Origin of the sequence: Paraburkholderia sp. BR10936 (genome assembly GCF_040965735.1) — a bacterium.
GTDB lineage: Bacteria > Pseudomonadota > Gammaproteobacteria > Burkholderiales > Burkholderiaceae > Paraburkholderia > Paraburkholderia nodosa_A.
In genome coordinates this window covers 455,223-471,613 of sequence record NZ_JBFRCM010000004.1, presented here as the reverse complement: position 1 = coordinate 471,613, position 16,391 = coordinate 455,223, and the positions used below count along the sequence as shown (strand labels likewise).

Here is a 16,391-nt window from a genome sequence, read left to right as displayed (position 1 = left end):
TCTGGTCTCATGTCGTTTGGCGCGCCGCACTTTGCGTTGCGCCGCCTGTTCCGCTATGCGGCTGCCTGCGTTTGCGCGGCTTCGAGCGCATCGAGCTGCGCGCGCGTCGGCAAGCCTTCCGAGTCGCCGATCACCTGAACGGCCAGCGCGCCGATGCGGTTGCCGCGAGCCACGGCCGCGGCAAGCGACCGGCCCTCGAGCAGCGCGCTCACCACGCCCACGGCAAAGCCGTCGCCGGCGCCCACGGTATCGACCACGCGCTCCACGCGCTGCGCCGCGGCGCGGCCCTGCTCGCCTTCGGCCGTGGCGTAGTACGCGCCCTCTGCGCCGAGCTTCACGATCACGCCGCGTGCGCCGCGCGCAAGATAGAACTGCGCGATGGCTTCCGGGTCGTCCGAACCCGTCAGCACAAGGCCTTCACCGACGCCGGGCAGTACCCAGTCGGCGAAGCTCGCGAGTTCGTTGAGCGTGCCAACCATTTCGGCTTGCGAGCCCCACAGCGTCGGGCGCAGATTCGGGTCGAACGAGATCGTGCGCCCCGCGGCGCGCATCTCGTGTGCAAGCTTGAACGCCAGTTCGCGTGAAGAGGAAGAGATGGCGGGCGCCACGCCGCTCAGGTGCAGATGGCGCGCGCCGAGCACATAGTCGGCCTGATAGTCGCGAGCCGAGAGCTTGCTCGCCGCCGAGCCGCGACGGAAATACTCGACAGCGGGATCGCTGCCGTCGTCGTTCCTCGACTTGAGCTGGAAGCCGGTCGGAAAGCGCGTGTCGGTGCTCACGCAACGCGCGTCGATGCCTTCGTGCGCGAGCACGTCGCGCACGAACTGGCCGAACGAGTCGGCCCCCACGCGGCTCATCCAGCCCACCTTGAAACCGAGGCGCGCGAGGCCGGTCGCGACATTGAGCTCCGCACCCGCCGCGCGCTTCGTGAAATGCGCGACCTGGGCGAGCGGACCCGGCTCCGTGGCGACGAACATCGCCATCGCTTCGCCGTAGGTGATGACATCGAGTGCTTCGGTCATGAGATGCGTTCCTGATGAATCGTATGGAGTCTGGTGCGCGGTTTCGAGGCTTCGCGCGGCGCTCAAGCGGCCGCGAGCCATTCGACGTAATGCGCGGCGTCTGCGTGTACGCGCGCCGGATCGAACGGAAACTCGATGCCGCGCGGCACGTGTGTCGGCAGCAGCGCGAGTGCGGCGCGGCACAGCGCGTCGTCGTCGCCCGGCGCGGCAGCGAAGCGGCGCGCGCCCTCGCCCACCACGGCCTTGCAATGGATGTATTCGACGTGCGGCGCGAGCGCGGCGGCGGCGAGCAGCGGCGGCTCGCCCGGCCATTGCCAGTTGCCGATGTCGAATGTCATCCCGATCACACCCGGCGCGCCGCCGTCGCGCAGCGCGTTGAAGAGGCCGATGAACTGGTCGAGCTTGCCACCCTGCTCGAGCTGGCCGTTCTCGACGACGACGCGCGGGCCGTTGCGCGCGTCAACGGTGTCGCCCGTGCGTGCGCCCAGTGCTTCGAGCAGGCTCGCGAGGCGCGCCGCGCTGGCGTCGCCGGAGAAACCGCCCAGTTGCAGCTTCACGAAACGCGCACCGAGCGCCCGTCCCGCGGCGACCGCGGCGCCAAGCGCCGCCTCGTTTAGCGCGCCATCGTCGCCATAGAGCGCGTCCGGTGTGGACCAGACGCGCCACAACCCTTCGTCCGCAAGCGCCTTTCCGAGCGCGCGCAGCGCTTCGGGCTGCGCGTCGGCATCGTGCATCAGCTCGCGCCGCACCTCGAACGCGTGCGCGCCCGCGCGCCGCGCGAGCCGGCTCCACGCCGCGTGACCGTCACGCCAGATTGCCTGCGCCCCGAACGCGCTCGCCACGATTGCTACTTCCGCCATTGCCGTCATCCCGTTGCCTGCCGTCGCGCACTTCGTTTTTTGGAACCGGTTCCAAATCCAGCCCGAAAAAAAGCGCCTGCGCGCCGGTTAATTAGAGCGGATAGTGCGCGTTAGCCGCCTGGGCCGCCATTCTGGATTGCCCTGGGTCTGGTGGATCAGGCGCCAGGAACATCGGCGAGACACAGTTCCAGGAAGCGCTGCGCAACGCGCGAAGCCGCGCCCGCGTGCGGCACCAGGATGGAAAAGCGCCGCGCAAGCGGCTCGGGCCCAAGGCGGATCTGCCGCAAGGCGCCGTTCTCGTGACGCATCGACATGGCCGATACGAAGCCGATGCCCATACCTGCTCGCACCGCCTCCTTCACGCCCTCCACGCCCGCGATCTCCAGCGCAACGCGCATGGGCACGCCGGCGCGAGCGAACGCCCGCTCGACCACCTGGCGCACGCCCGAGCCATCCTCGCGCAGGACCAGCGGCCACTGCGCGAGCGCTCCCACCGTGATGGCCGGCATCGCGGCGGCCGTCTCCCCCTGCGCGTCGAGCTGCGACGCCAGTGCGTGAGAGCGCGGCACGATCGCGACGATTTCGTCCTCGTGCCAGGCATGCACGGCGGTATCCGGCGGCAGTTGCTCGCCCACCGGGCCCTCGATCAGCGCGATATCGACCGCGCCGAGCATGCCTACGACGTCCGTCGAATTTCCGCTCGACGTCTCGAGCTTGACCTGCGGATAGCGGCCGTGGAACTGCGCCACCAGATACGGCAGCCGGTAGCTCGCGGGCGTGGTGGTCGCGCCGATGCGCAGCGTGCCGCGCTCGAGGCCGCGCAACGCGTCGCGGTAGGTGAGCGCGTCGCGCCAGGTGTCGCGCAGGCGCGCTGCGTAGCCCGCGAGCTGTTCGCCTGTGGGCGTGAGGCGCACCCCCCGGCCGTCGCGCTGATACAGCGGCTCACCGATCTCCTCCTGCAGCAGCCGCAACTGGCCCGAAACGGCCGGCTGCGACAAATGCAGTGCCAGTGCAGCTCGACTGATATTGAGATGCTCGGCGACAGCAGCGAAAGTTATCAGTTGTTCCGGGGTCATCGGGGGAAACCATCGTGTTGTCCTATATATTACGTCACAAATCACGATTTTTCATATCGATATACCTAAATTAGGATTAGGCCATTCGATAGCGACCTGTTCGCTACCCCATTTTTCCGCCGCATCGCCCGGTAGAGAGGCCGTCATGTCCACACCCAGTCTTGCGCACGCATCATCGCCGTCCACCCGCGGGCAGCTCAACGGCGTCCTGTTCGTCGCGCTGTTCGCGGCCGCCGTCACCAGTGTCGCGTCGCTGCCCGCGATCGCCGGGCTCGGCATGAGCCCGCTGATCGTCGGCATCGTCGCGGGCGCGATTTACGGCAATGCGCTTCGCGACGGCATGCCCGAAAGCTGGGCCGCCGGCGTGAACTTCTCCGCGCGCAAGCTGCTGCGCATCGCCGTGGCGTTCTTCGGACTGCGCGTGAGCCTGCAGGAAATCGCCCAGGTCGGCGTGCCGGGGCTCGTCGAGTCGGTCGTGATCGTCGTGAGCACACTCGTGATCGGCACCTGGGTCGGCATGAAACTGCTCAAGCTCGACCGCGACACCGCCATTCTCACGGCGGCCGGCAGCGCGATCTGCGGCGCAGCGGCCGTGCTCGCCTTCGAATCCACATTGCAATCGAAGCCGCATAAGAGCGCCATGGCTGTCGGCAGCGTCGTGCTGTTCGGCACGCTTTCGATGTTCCTCTACCCGGTGCTGTTCCGCGCGGGCTGGCTGCATCTGGACACGCTCGGCGCCGGGCTCTTCTTCGGCGGCACGATTCACGAGGTCGCGCAGGTGGTGGGCGCCGCGAGCAACGTGAGCCCGGAGGCCACGCACATCGCCACCATCGTCAAGATGACGCGCGTGATGCTGCTCGTGCCTGTGCTGCTCGTGCTCGGCGTGTGGCTCAATCGCTCGGCGCGCAGCAAGGCAACGGCCGACGGCCACGCCAGCCAAGGCGGCGCGCGCAAGCTCGCGGTGCCCTGGTTCGCGCTCGGCTTCCTCGCGCTCGTGATCGTCAATTCGCTCCACGTGCTGCCCGAGACGGCCACCCACGCGGTCAACACGCTCGACACCTTCGCGCTGACCATGGCGATGACGGCCCTCGGCATCGAGACGCGTGTCTCGCAGATTCGCCAGGCCGGCCCGCGGGCGCTGACCGCCGGTTTCATCATCTACCTCTGGCTGGTCGGCGGCGGTCTCGCGATCACCTGGGGCGTGCAGCGCCTGTTCGGATGACCCGGCGCCCGAGGGCCGCGCGCCCCGACCCGATCCCTTGTGCGCCGGCGCTCCCGGCCACCGGCCCCGCCTGCGGCGGGGCTGTTTGCGTTTCTGCGCGCGGCCCCCTTACGCCATCTCGCGTGCGCACGCCACACGCGAACCAGGCGCGAGCGTTGCGAGCGATACTGTGCGTTGCTGCCCGTTGCGTGGGCAGCGGCCGCGCGGGCCGTGGCGAGCACGGCCATGAACGCAAGGGGACGACCGATGGCATACGAACTCTATTACTGGGACGGTCTGCAGGGCCGGGGCGAATTCGTGCGGCTCGCGCTGGAAGAGGCGCAGGCGCCCTACGTGGACGTGGCGCGCGGCGAGAAGAAGGACGGCCTCGGCATCGGCGCGATGATGGGCGAACTGGAGAGCGACGAACCGTATCCGCCCTACGCCCCGCCCTTCCTCAAGGACGGCGACCTGATCGTGCCGCAAACCGCCAATATCCTTTTCTATCTCGGCCCGAAGCTCAAGCTCGCGCCGCGCGACGAGAGCTTGCGCATCGTCGCGAACGGCCTGCAACTGACGATCGCGGACCTCGTGACCGAAGCGCACGACACTCATCATCCGATCGCGAGCGGGCTCTACTACGAGGACCAGAAGGACGCAGCGAAGGCGCGCTCGGCGGATTTCATCGCGCATCGCATTCCGAAATTCATGAGCTATTTCGAGCGCGTGCTCGCGCAGAATCCGGAAGGCCCGCGCCACATGGTGGGCAACGCGCTCAGCTATGTCGATCTGTCGATGTTTCAGATCGTCGAGGGCCTGCGCTACGCCTTTCCAAAAGCGACGAAGCATTTCGCGGATCACTATCCGCATGTCGTCGCGCTGCGCGACGCCGTGGCCAAGCGCCCGAATATCGCCGCCTATCTCGACTCGGAGCGGCGGCTGCCGTTCAACGAAACGGGCATCTTCCGGCACTACCCCGAACTCGACCGGGCCGTGCGCTGAATGCGCGCGGGCCGAGGAAGGCGTCCGCCACCGCCTGGTTTCGTGCACGCGGCGCGCAATTGCCGCGCAGTTGCTGCATTGACCCGTTATGCTTCCCGCCGCACGTCGCGCCCTGCGCGCACGCGCGGCTTTCTTTCACCCGTAACCTGACCTGCCCGCCGTGCTGTCATTCCTGCTGAAACTGCGCACCCGCGCCCGCGATCTCTTTCGCTTGTCCGACGCCCATACGATGCTGATCTGGTCGGTCATCGTCGGCGTGGCGGGCGCGTTTGCGACCGTGATCTTTCGCGAGGGCATCGCGTATGTGCAGATGCTCTTCGCGGGCAGCGAAGGCAGCCTCGTCGAGATGGCGCGTCACCTGCCGTGGCACCGGCGCATCTGGATGCCGGCGGCAGGCGGCTTCATCGCGGGATGCCTGCTGCTGCTCGCGCGGCGCAAGGCGCCCGGCAGCAGCGGCAAGGCGATGCACGCCGACTACATCGAGGCGGTGGCGATCGGCGACGGCGTCATGCCCGTGGGCACGAGCATCTGGCGCAGCCTCTCGTCGCTCTTCACGATCGCGAGCGGCGGCTCGATCGGCCGTGAAGGCCCGATGGTGCAGCTCGCCGCCCTCGCCGCTTCGCTGATCGGCCGCTGGGTCCACTTCGATCCGTCGCGGCTGCGCCTGCTCGTCGCGTGCGGCGCGGCGGCCGGTATCACCTCGGCGTACAACGCGCCCATCGCCGGCGCCTTCTTCGTGACCGAAATCGTGCTCGGCTCCATTGTCATGGAAAGCTTCGGGCCGATCGTCGTTTCCTCCGTGGTCGCCAACATCACGATGCGCGAGTTCGCGGGCTACAAGCCGCCGTACGAGATGCCCGTGTTCCCGCCGGTGACGGGCGTCGAGGTGCTGCTCTTCGTGGCGCTCGGCCTCCTTTGCGGCGCGCTCGCCCCGCAGTTCCTCATGATGATGGCCACCGCGAAAAAGGGCTTTGGGCGCATCAACGCGCCGCTGCCCGTGCGGCTCGCGCTCGGCGGTCTCGTGGTCGGCATTCTTTCGGTGTGGACGCCCGAGGTGTGGGGCAACGGCTATAGCGTCGTGAACTCCATCCTCCATTCGCCGTGGACCTGGACGGCGCTCGCCACGGTGCTCGTTTTCAAGCTCATCGCGACGGCCGCGACGGTCGGCTCGGGCGCCGTGGGCGGTGTGTTCACGCCGACGCTCTTCATGGGCGCCGTGCTCGGCTGCCTGTTCGGCCAGGGCATGCACACGCTCTGGCCCGACGGCACCTCGGCGTCGTACGCCTACGCGATGGTGGGCATGGGCGCGTTCCTCGCGGGCGCGACCCAGGCGCCGCTCATGGCGATTCTGATGATCTTCGAGATGACGCTGAGCTATCAGGTGGTGCTGCCGCTGATGCTCTCGTGCGTCGTTGCGTATTTCGTCGCGCGCGCGATCGGCAAGGCGTCGATGTACGAAATCACGCTGCATCGCAACCGCGAGGAAGCCGAACGCATGCGCCTGCGCATGACGCAGATGCGCGAGCTGGTGCGCCCCGCGCAGACTGTCGTGCTGGAGAGCGCCACGGTGCAGGAGATGACGCGCGTATTCCTCGAATATCCGGTCAAGTACCTCTACGTGACCGACGAGACGGGACGCTTTCTCGGCGCAGTCGCGCTCGCCGACATCACCTCGGACCTGCTGCAAAAGCGCGATACCGCGCACAAGCACGCCCGCGACTACCTGAAGCCGACGTTCGACGTGCTCACGCCCGACATGCCGCTCGCCGTCGGCCTGCAGCACTTCATGTCGTTTCAGGGCGAGCGTCTGCCCGTAGTCGAAAGCACGCGCGAGCCGACGCTCGCGGGCGTGGTGTACAAGACGTCGCTGCTCGATGCCTATCAGCGCATGAACGCGGAGCGGTAGGCTTCGCCCGCGCGCGAGGCGCGTGGCAAAGCGCAGCGGATTTTCTAGAATCTAGAGGGAAACGCGCTTCGCGGCCCGCGCTGTGCGTGCGCGCACCGTCGTGCGCACAGGGGGCCAGCGAGAATCGACGCGGGGATGACCGGAGCGAAGATGAGCGAACCCTCACTCGAAGCCGTACGCCGCGACCACGCGGGCTGGATATTCTTGCACTTGCAGGGCGAGCCGTACGACCGCGGCGAGCAGCACGGCAAATTGCTCGCCACCGAAATCCGCAATGCGATTCGCACCGCGCGCTACCTCGCGAAGTGGGACACGGGCGAGGACTTCGACACCTTCGTCGACGCCGCGATCGTGCAGTTCGCGCCGCGCCTCGACACCGAATTCGCCGACGAGATCCAGGGCATCGCCGACGGCGCCGGTCTCAAGTTCGCCGAAGTGCTCGCCTGGAACGGCTACATGGACCTGCTGCAGAGCTGGTGGCCGGTTCATGTTGCGACACAGCAAGCGCAGCCCGCGGTGCGCCCCTGGCGCGGGCGGCGCGGCCACCATTGCAGCGCCTTCATCGCGACGGGCAGCGCGACGCGCGACGGCCGCATCGTCATGGCGCACAACTCGTGGGACCGCTACGCGGCCGGCGATGCCTTCAATATCGTGTTCGACATCGTGCCCGACTCGGGGCACCGTATCCTCATGCAGGGCCTGCCCGGCTGCATCTCGAGTCTCACCGACTTCTGGATCAACGGCGCGGGCCTGATGGTGACGGAGACGACCATCTCGAACTTCGTCGGCTACCGCGCGAACGGCGCGCCTGAGTTCTATCGCTCGCGACGGGCGACGCAGTATGCGTCGAGCATTGCGCAATGGTGCGAGATGTTCGCGCAGGCGAACAACGCGGGCTATGTGAACAGCTGGCTGCTCGGCGACACCAAAACGGGTGAGATCGCGCGCTACGAACTGGGCCTGCAGCACGCGGGTTTCGAGAGCACGAAAGACGGCTTCTACAGCGGCTTCAACGCGGCCACGGACCTCAAGATCCGCAACCAGGAGTGCACCGGCGAAGCCGACGATTACACCGACGTGCGCCGCAACGGCGCGCGCCGCCTGCGCTTCATGCAACTCGCGCAGGAGCACCGCGGGGCGATCGACGCCGAACTCGCCAAGGCGATGATCGCGGACCACCACGACGTCTACCTCGAGCGTAGCGACAACCCGTGCTCGCGCACGATCTGCGGCCATCTCGAACTCGACGACGCGCGCTTCGGCGGCGCCGACCACGGGCCGTTCAACCCGTGGGGCGCGAACGACGGCAAGGTAGTCGACAGCGAAATGGCGCGCGATCTGTCGTTCTGGGCGCGCTGGGGCCATCCCTGCGGCCGCCCGTTCGACGCCCAGGCGTTCATGCAGCGCCACCCGCAATGGAACTGGCTCAACGGCTATATGCGCGACCGCCCGTCGTGGCCCTGGACGCGCTTCGAGGCGCTGCGCAGGCCCTCGCCTTAGTCCCGCGTAGCGGCAGTGCCGGCAAAAAAGCACGCGCGTTCGAGACGTGTCGGGTCATTTCCTGCCATCATGGTATTTCCGTATGCGCGTCGCGCACATGAGCCGTCCAGGCGGCTCGTTGCGCCTTCGCGTAGCGGCGCGCCTGGCCGCCCCGGCTGGCGCGGCTGCCTGCGCCGCCAACCCACGCTGGCGGATGCGGTACGGCGCTTGCTGCGACCTGTGGGCCGCATGAGAAAGGAGGTCGAGCGATGAAAACCTCGACACTGATGACCACCGTGCTGTTGTCGGCGTCCTGCTTCGCCGCTCCGGTACGTACCGCGCAGGACTCACCGGTCACCCCGACCAGCGCGCACATCCCGCTCGCAAGTGGACAGTCCCACGCCTACGACGCCCCCGTCGCGCCCCCTGCCCCCAACGTGCCCGCGACCGCAAACGGTCCGCAACACTGGGAGTACCTCACGCTGCCCAGGTCGCATCGGCTGGACAAGACGCTCAGCCCGGACCTGCACGAGCAGACCTGAGCCTGACCGGTACCCCCGTTTGCGAACAAGCGGCAAACAAAAGTGGCGCATGAGCGGCAAATGAGCGGCGCGTGCGCACGCCGCGAGGGCGTGCGAGTCGGATTGTGTATGCTTGAGGCGCGGCGCTAGCGCTGCGCGCCGCAAAGCAGACCGGGCGCGAACAAAATCTGAAAAACAAACCGCACAACAAACGAGACGACGACGCAGACCGCCAACGCCGGCCGCCCGCGCAAAGGACGCCACGCATGTCAGCCTCTCGCATTCCCGACGAACCCATCGATCTGCAATTCGCCGACGTGCTGCGCGAGGTGCGCTGGCCCGCCAACAAGGACGAACTCGTGGACGCCGCGCGCGAGGCCGGCGCGAGCAACGAGGTGCTCGGCATCCTCGACGGCATGCCCGAGCAGGATTATCAGGACGTCGCGTCCGTTACGCGGCTGATCGGCAGCAACTACGGCCCTGGCCTCGGCTCCTGACGCGCGCGCGTCGTGGGCTGCGTGCACGCCGGGTTCACGCGTCGCGGCCGAACACCACGCGCGCGAGGAAAGTCCCCAGCACGGCTTCGACGACTGGCGGCGTGACATGCTGCGGATCGGCCGTGGCGAGAAACTGCACCCCGTCGCACAGCCCCATCAGCCCGAGCGCGAGCAATTGGGGATCGAGCGGCACCGGCATGCCCGCACGCGCCGCAAACTCCTCGATGTACACGGCAAGACTCTCGCGCTTTTCCTTCATGAAGGCGTTGTAGCGCGTGCGAAAGCGCGCGTCGCGCGCAGCCAGCAGCCTGGCTTCCACCCACAGCAGGAAGACCTTGTTGTCCTGCGGCATGCGGCTGTAGTAGGCGAGCACGCGCGCCTCCATCTGCTCGCGCGAGACCTCGGTCTCGAAGATGGCGCGCAGGTCGGTCTGCATGGCTTCGTGATCGCGCCGCAGCAGTTCCACGAGCAGGTCCGACTTGCCCGAAAAGTTCGAGTAGAACGCGCCGCGCGTGTACCCCGCCGCGTGCGCGATGTCCTCGACGCTCGCGCCCACGAACCCTTTTTTCATGAACACGGCCTGCGCGGCGTCGAGCAGGCGCTCGCGCGTCTGGTCGCGGCTTTGTTCGCGGGTGAGTCGAATGCGCTTCATGGCGTGGGGCGTCGCTATGTATCACGGATGGACGCGAGTCTAGCACTGAAACATTCCTCGGATTCAGTTTCGCACTCAGATACAAGGTTGTATTAGAATCCGGCTCATCATCCCAAGTCCGGGTCGGTGCGCGAGCCGCGCCGCGCCCGCGACTCAACGGCGGCGCAACCGGTCCGGCGGCATTGCGGTCTGCGTGCGCACCCAGCCTATCGAGGTCCAGGTGAATCGTCGCGGTCGTGGCGCATCGAGCAGAATGCGCAGTGGTACCGGTAAGTTCAGTGCACCGTGGCGGCATGCCGCGAATGTGTTTCTCGTGCTCGGTGTGGCCGCGCTGGCTGCCTGCGGCAAGGAAAAGGAAGCCCCGCCGCAGCCGCGCCCGGTCGTCTCGATGACCGTGCACCCCGACGGCGGCGGCGTGAGCCCCGTCTATCCAGGCGATATCGAGGCGCGCAACGCCACGCCGCTTTCGTTTCGCGTGAACGGCAAGATCATCGAGCGCAGCGTGCGCCTGGGCGACAGCGTCAAGCCCGGCCAGACCCTCGCGCGGCTCGATCCTGCAGATTTCGAAAAGAACGCGGCCAGCGCGCAGGCCCAATTCGACGCCGCGCAGCATCGCCTCGTCTTCGCGAAGCAGCAGCTCGATCGCGACACGGCCCAGTCGGCGGCCAATCTCATCGCCCGCGCGCAGCTCGAACAAACGCAGGATGCCTACGCATCGGCCGCGGCCCAGCGCGATCAGGCGCAGCAGCAGCTCGCGCTGGCAAAGAACCAGTTGCGCTACACACAGATCGTAGCGGACCACGCGGGCGTCATCACCGCCGAAAACGCCGACACCGGCCAGAACGTGCAGGCCGGCCAGGCCGTCTACCAGCTCGCATGGAGCGGCGACGTCGACGTGGTATGCGACCTGCCAGAGCGCGCCGTGGCCGCGCTGCACACCGGCGACACCGCGCAGGTCACGCTCGGCGCCCTGCCCGGCCGCCACTACACGGCGCGCCTGCGCGAACTCGCCGCGGCGGCGGACCCGCAAAGCCGCACGTGGCGCGCGAGGCTCACGCTAGAACGTCCCGATGCCGACGTGCGTCTCGGCATGACCGCCAACGTGGCGTTCGCGGCACCGAGCGAGGCCAACGCGCCGGCCGCGTTTACCGTGCCGGCCACCGCGCTCTTCCACGACGGCGCAGCGCCCGCCATCTGGGTCGTCCACGCGCCCGACAACGTGCTGCAATTGCGGCGTGTGAACATCGCGCGCTACGACGCGCGCACGATCACCGTGGCGGGCGGATTGCAGGACGGCGAACGCATCGTGCTGCAAGGCGTCCATACCGTCCACGCGGGCGAGCAGGTACGGCCGGTGGCGCCGCTGCATCCCGAGGACTTCGCGTCATGAGCCAGACGACGGACTCGGGCCCCGGCGCCGATCACGAAGAGGGCCGCTTCAACCTGTCGGCGTGGGCGCTGAGGCATCGGGCACTCGTCACCTTTCTCGTTGCGCTCGCAACGATCTTTGGCGCGCTCGCCTATACGCGTCTTGCGCAATCGGAAGACCCGCCCTTCACGTTCCGCGTGATGGTCATCCAGACCTTCTGGCCCGGCGCGAGCGCGCGCCAGGTCGAGGATCAGGTGACGACCCGCATCGGCCGCAAGCTGCAGGAAACGCCTTATATCGACTTTCTGCGCAGCTATTCGCGGCCCGGCGAATCGCTCGTGTTCTTCACGATGAAGGACTCCGCGCCCGTGAGCGAAGTGCGTGAGACCTGGTACCAGGTACGCAAGAAGGTCGGCGACATCGCGTACACGCTGCCCCAGGGCGTGCAAGGGCCGTTCTTCAACGACGAGTTCGGCGACGTCTACACCAACATCTACGCGCTGGAGGGCGACGGCTTTTCGCCCGCGCAACTGCACGACTACGCGGACAAGCTGCGCGAGCAGCTGCTGCGCGTGCCCGACGTCGGCAAGGTCGATTATTTCGGCGATCCGCAGCAGCGCATCTACATCGAAATTCCGAACACGCAGCTCACACGCCTCCTCGGCATTTCGCCCACGCAACTCGGCCAGGTGATCGGCGCGCAGAACAGCGTCTCCGCCGCAGGTACGCTCACGACCGCCGACGACCGCGTGTTCGTGCGCCCGAGCGGCCAGTACGAGGACCTCGAGGCGCTCGCCGATACACTGATCCGCGTGAACGACCGCACGTTTCGCCTCGGCGACATCGCGACGATCCGGCGCGGCTACGACGAGCCGCTCGCCACGCAGATGCGCTTCCAGAACCAGGCCGTGCTCGGTATCGGCCTCACGATGCAGCCGGGCGGCGACGTGATCCGTCTCGGCAAGGCGCTCGATGCGCGCGTCGAGCAGTTGCGCGCGCAACTTCCCGCGGGCCTGAGGCTCGTGGAGGTGTCGAGCATGCCCGATGCGGTCTCGCGCTCGGTGGACGACTTCGTCGAAGCCGTGGCCGAGGCCGTGGGCATCGTGCTGCTCGTGAGCCTCGTTTCGCTGGGCGTGCGCACGGGCATGGTGGTGGTCATCACCATTCCGATCGTGCTCGCCGTCACCTCGCTCGCGATGTACCTCTTCGGCATCGGTCTGCACAAGGTCTCGCTCGGCACGCTCGTGCTCGCGCTCGGCCTGCTCGTCGACGACGCCATCATTTCCGTCGAGATGATGGCGGTGAAGCTCGCACAGGGCTGGAACCGCACGCGCGCCGCTGCATTCGCCTACACCAGCACCGCGTTCCCGATGCTGACCGGCACGCTCGTCACCGTTTCGGGTTTCCTGCCCATCGTGCTCGCGAGGTCGAGCACCGGCGAGTACACCCGCTCGATCTTCCAGGTGTCCGCCATCGCGCTGATCGCCTCGTGGTTCGCGGCCGTCGTGCTGATTCCGCTGCTGGGCTACCGGCTGTTGCCGGAGCGCAAGCCCGATCCGGATGCGGCGCACGCCGCCCATGGCGACGATCACGAGCACGAGATCTACGACACGCGTTTCTATCGGCGGCTGCGTGGCTGGATCGGCTGGTGCATCGAGCGCCATGCCATCGTGCTCGTGCTGACCATCGCGCTGTTCGTGGCCGCGCTCGCGTGCTTCAAGCTCGTGCCGCAGCAATTCTTCCCGAGTTCCGACCGGCCCGAGTTGCTCGTGGACGTGCGCCTGCCCGAAAGCGCCTCGATCGATGCGACGCTGCGCCAGACGAAGCGCCTCGAAGCGGCGATCAAGGGCCGCCCCGAGATCGACCATTTCATCGATTTCGTCGGCACCGGGGCGCCGCGTTTCTATCTGCCGCTCGATCAGCAGTTGCAGCAGCCCAATTTTGCGCAGTTCGTGATCACGACGAAGTCGGTCGAAGATCGCGAAAAGCTCGCCAGCTGGCTCGAACCGATGCTGCGCGACAAGTTCCCCGCCATCCGCACGCGCCTCTCGCGGCTCGAGAACGGGCCGCCGGTCGGCTACCCCGTGCAGTTCCGCGTGAGCGGCGACGACATTCCGACCGTGCGCGACATCGCGAACAAGGTGGCGGCGACGATGCACGCCGATTCGCGCACCGACAACGTCAGTTTCGACTGGGACGAACCGGCGGGACGCTCGCTGCACTTCCAGATCGACCAGCAAAAGGCGCGCGCGCTCAATGTCTCGTCGCAGGACATCGCCAACTTCCTGCAGATGACGTATTCGGGCTATACCGTCACGCAGTTTCGCGAGCGCGACAAGCTCATCAGCGTCGATCTGCGCTCGCCCGCTGCCGAGCGCGTCGATCCGGCCCGCCTGCTCACGCTCGCCATGCCTACGCCCAACGGCCCGGTGCCGCTCGGAGCGCTCGGGCATCTCGCCAACGATCTGGAGTACGGCGTGATCTGGTCGCGCGACCGGCAGCCGACGATCACCGTGCAGTCCGACGTGCGAGCGGGCGCACAGGGCATCGACGTCACGCATGCGCTCGACGGCAAACTGGAGTCGATCAAGCGCGCGCTGCCGCCCGGCTACCACATCGAGGTGGGCGGCTCCGTCGAGGAAAGCGCGAAGGGCCAGGCGTCCATCTTCGCGCAGTTGCCGGTGCTCGCCATTGCCGTGCTCACCCTGCTCATGATCCAGCTGCAAAGCCTCACGCGCGTGCTGATGGTCGTGCTGACCGCACCGCTCGGTCTGATCGGCGTGGTGATCGCCCTGCTCCTGTTCGGGCAGCCGTTCGGCTTCGTGGCCATGCTGGGCGTGATCGCCATGTTCGGGATCATCATGCGCAACTCGGTGATCCTCGTGGACCAGATCGAAACGGACATCCGCGCCGGGCACAAGCGCTTCGACGCCGTGGTGGGCGCCACGGTGCGCCGCTTCCGGCCCATCATGCTGACCGCCGCGGCCGCCGTGCTCGCGCTCATCCCGCTCTTGCGTTCGAACTTCTTCGGGCCGATGGCGACGGCGCTAATGGGCGGCATCACGATTGCGACCGTGCTCACGCTGTTTTTCCTGCCCGCGGCTTACGCGGCCGCGTTCCGCGTGAGCAGCAGCGAGACTGACGAGACCGGCAAGACGCCGGAACAGGCATCATGAAGACGGATTCTTCGACATTGGCGTCGGGCCCGCGTGCAACGGCGCGTTCGCCCGCAACACGTTTTCCGCACGCGCCCGGCTTGCTCGCCGCATGCGCCGCGCTCGCGCTGGCCGGCTGCGCGATGGGACCGACCGGTGAGCCGCCCGCCATGCCGCAGCCCGAGCACTACGGTGTGCAGGCGCAACCGGCACAGACGGTCGCCGCCCAGGGCGTCGCGCAGCAGTTCGTGACGGGCGCGGAACCGGTGCCGCAATGGTGGACGCTCTACGGCTGCGACGCGCTCGATGCGCTCGTGAACGAGGGCCTCGCCAACAGCCCGAACCTCGCCGCCGCCGACCACAACCTGCAAGCGGCGCGCGAGCAGTTGCGCGGCCAGATCGGCAGCTCGCTGCTGCCGACGGTCGACGCCATCGGCATCGCGCAACGCCAGCAGCAACCCGCGATCCCACAGTTCGGCATCGACCGGCTGCAATACGCGATTTTTGCGGGCTTGATCGACGTTCGCTACACCTTCGACGTGTTCGGCGCGACCCGCCTGAACAACGCGGCGCTCGCCTCGCGCGTGAACGTGCAGGCGTTCCAGTTCGAGGCCGCGCAGCGCGCGCTCGCGGCGAACATCGTGGCAAGTGCGCTCGGCGCGGCAACGCTGCATGCGCAGATCGACACGACCGAACAGCTGATCGCGCTCGCCAATGCGCAGGCCGACGACGTGCAAAAGCGCTACGCGCTCGGCTCGGCCTCGCGCACCGATCTGCTCAGCGCGCAGCAGAGCGCGGCGTCGCTCGCGGCGAGCCTGCCGGGGCTGCGTCAGCAATGGGTCGCACAGCGCCATGCGCTCGCCGTGCTGATCGGCCGCACACCCGACCAGGCGCCGCCCGACCTCGATCTCGCCAGCCTGACCTTGCCCGCGCAGGTACCGGTAGTCATCCCCTCAGAACTCCTGAGAACCCGACCCGACATCGAAGCCGCCGAAGCCACGCTCAAGGCGGCCGCGGCGGGCGTCGGCGCCGCCACCGCGCAAATGTACCCGAGCATCACGCTTTCGGCGGCGCTCGGCCAGGGCGGCTTCAGCTGGCCGGTGGTGACTTCCGGCGCGGGCGCGCTGTGGGCGATCGGCGCTTCGCTTTCGCAGCCGATTTTCCACGGCGGCGCACTCGTTGCGCAGCGGCGTGCGGCGTTGCAGTCCTATGAGGCAGCCAATGACACCTATAAGCAAACGGTGCTCACGGCGTTCCAGGATGTCGCCGATCGTCTCGCCGCGCTCGATCACGACGCCCAGGCGCTCGACGCAGCCAGTACCTCGGCACGCACGGCCCAGGGCGTCTACGAGGACACCAACGCGCGCTACAGGTTGGGCGCGGTGCCGTGGTACGCGGTGCGCCAAAGCGAGCAGCAATGGCGTAACGCGCGGCTCGACGAAATCCGCTACCGCGGCACCCGGCTTGCCGATACGGCCGCCCTCTTCCAGGCGATGGGCAATCCGCCGGTCAACCCGGCGACGCTCGGCAGCGGGCGCGGGACGGACACGGCCGCTGCCGCTCCCGCATCGGACGCTGGAGCCGCCGCACAAGGCAAGTAACACTCGCGATTGTCCGGGCGTCTCGGCGTACCATGATCGCAAGCGCCGCG

Annotated in this window: 13 protein-coding genes; 9 read left to right on the top strand and 4 right to left on the bottom strand. The window is 67.7% G+C overall.

All coding sequences use genetic code 11. The features are described 5' to 3' along the window. Positions 1–53: 53 nt before the first annotated feature. The 3 genes from AB4Y36_RS11745 to AB4Y36_RS11735 form a co-directional block, all read right to left on the bottom strand. Positions 54–1,022 (bottom strand): sugar kinase, encoded by a 969-nt coding sequence (locus AB4Y36_RS11745; protein ID WP_368683027.1) that lies wholly within the window; start codon positions 1,020–1,022, stop codon positions 54–56. 62 nt (positions 1,023–1,084) lie between these two features. After that, positions 1,085–1,882, bottom strand: coding sequence for a TIM barrel protein (locus AB4Y36_RS11740; RefSeq protein WP_069265684.1), 798 nt, complete (start codon positions 1,880–1,882; stop codon positions 1,085–1,087). A gap of 155 nt (positions 1,883–2,037) precedes the next feature. After that, positions 2,038–2,958: a LysR family transcriptional regulator gene (locus AB4Y36_RS11735; protein WP_069265683.1), complete on the bottom strand. Its 921-nt coding sequence runs from the start codon at positions 2,956–2,958 to the stop codon at positions 2,038–2,040. A gap of 145 nt (positions 2,959–3,103) precedes the next feature. Between AB4Y36_RS11735 and AB4Y36_RS11730 the strand changes: the two genes are divergently transcribed. The 6 genes from AB4Y36_RS11730 to AB4Y36_RS11705 all read left to right on the top strand — a co-directional run bounded on the left by AB4Y36_RS11730 (position 3,104) and on the right by AB4Y36_RS11705 (position 9,564). After that, positions 3,104–4,180 (top strand): YeiH family protein, encoded by a 1,077-nt coding sequence (locus tag AB4Y36_RS11730; RefSeq protein WP_368617610.1) that lies wholly within the window; start codon positions 3,104–3,106, stop codon positions 4,178–4,180. Positions 4,181–4,426: 246 nt separating this feature from the next. Next, complete coding sequence (locus tag AB4Y36_RS11725; RefSeq protein WP_069265681.1) at positions 4,427–5,161, top strand: glutathione S-transferase; 735 nt, start codon at positions 4,427–4,429, stop codon at positions 5,159–5,161. 160 nt (positions 5,162–5,321) lie between these two features. Then, positions 5,322–7,067 carry a ClcB-like voltage-gated chloride channel protein gene (locus tag AB4Y36_RS11720; RefSeq protein WP_368683026.1) on the top strand — a complete coding sequence of 582 codons (1,746 nt, stop codon included), beginning with the start codon at positions 5,322–5,324 and terminating at the stop codon, positions 7,065–7,067. A gap of 150 nt (positions 7,068–7,217) precedes the next feature. Continuing rightward, positions 7,218–8,567, top strand: coding sequence for a C45 family autoproteolytic acyltransferase/hydolase (locus tag AB4Y36_RS11715; protein ID WP_368683025.1), 1,350 nt, complete (start codon positions 7,218–7,220; stop codon positions 8,565–8,567). 248 nt (positions 8,568–8,815) lie between these two features. Then, a complete protein-coding gene (locus AB4Y36_RS11710) occupies positions 8,816–9,088 on the top strand; it encodes a hypothetical protein (protein WP_069265679.1) in 273 nt (90 codons plus the stop codon). Positions 9,089–9,333: 245 nt separating this feature from the next. Then, positions 9,334–9,564, top strand: coding sequence for a DUF2795 domain-containing protein (locus AB4Y36_RS11705; RefSeq protein ID WP_069265678.1), 231 nt, complete (start codon positions 9,334–9,336; stop codon positions 9,562–9,564). A 34-nt stretch (positions 9,565–9,598) separates the two neighbouring features. On the opposite strand, the gene AB4Y36_RS11700 is transcribed toward AB4Y36_RS11705, so the two are convergent. After that, complete coding sequence (locus AB4Y36_RS11700) at positions 9,599–10,216, bottom strand: TetR/AcrR family transcriptional regulator (protein ID WP_069265677.1); 618 nt, start codon at positions 10,214–10,216, stop codon at positions 9,599–9,601. Between the two features lie 253 nt (positions 10,217–10,469). On the opposite strand from AB4Y36_RS11700, the gene AB4Y36_RS11695 reads away from it, so the two are divergent. From AB4Y36_RS11695 to AB4Y36_RS11685, 3 genes are read left to right on the top strand one after another with little or no spacing between them, the layout of a single operon-like run. After that, entirely contained in the window at positions 10,470–11,606 is a 1,137-nt protein-coding gene (locus AB4Y36_RS11695) for an efflux RND transporter periplasmic adaptor subunit (protein ID WP_342945796.1), read from the top strand. Next, positions 11,603–14,761 (top strand): efflux RND transporter permease subunit, encoded by a 3,159-nt coding sequence (locus AB4Y36_RS11690; RefSeq protein ID WP_368683024.1) that lies wholly within the window; start codon positions 11,603–11,605, stop codon positions 14,759–14,761. Before AB4Y36_RS11695 ends, AB4Y36_RS11690 begins: the two co-directional genes overlap by 4 nt. Further along, entirely contained in the window at positions 14,758–16,341 is a 1,584-nt protein-coding gene (locus AB4Y36_RS11685) for an efflux transporter outer membrane subunit (protein ID WP_368605394.1), read from the top strand. The genes AB4Y36_RS11690 and AB4Y36_RS11685 overlap by 4 nt, the downstream gene beginning before the upstream one ends. The last annotated feature ends 50 nt before the right edge of the window (positions 16,342–16,391 follow it).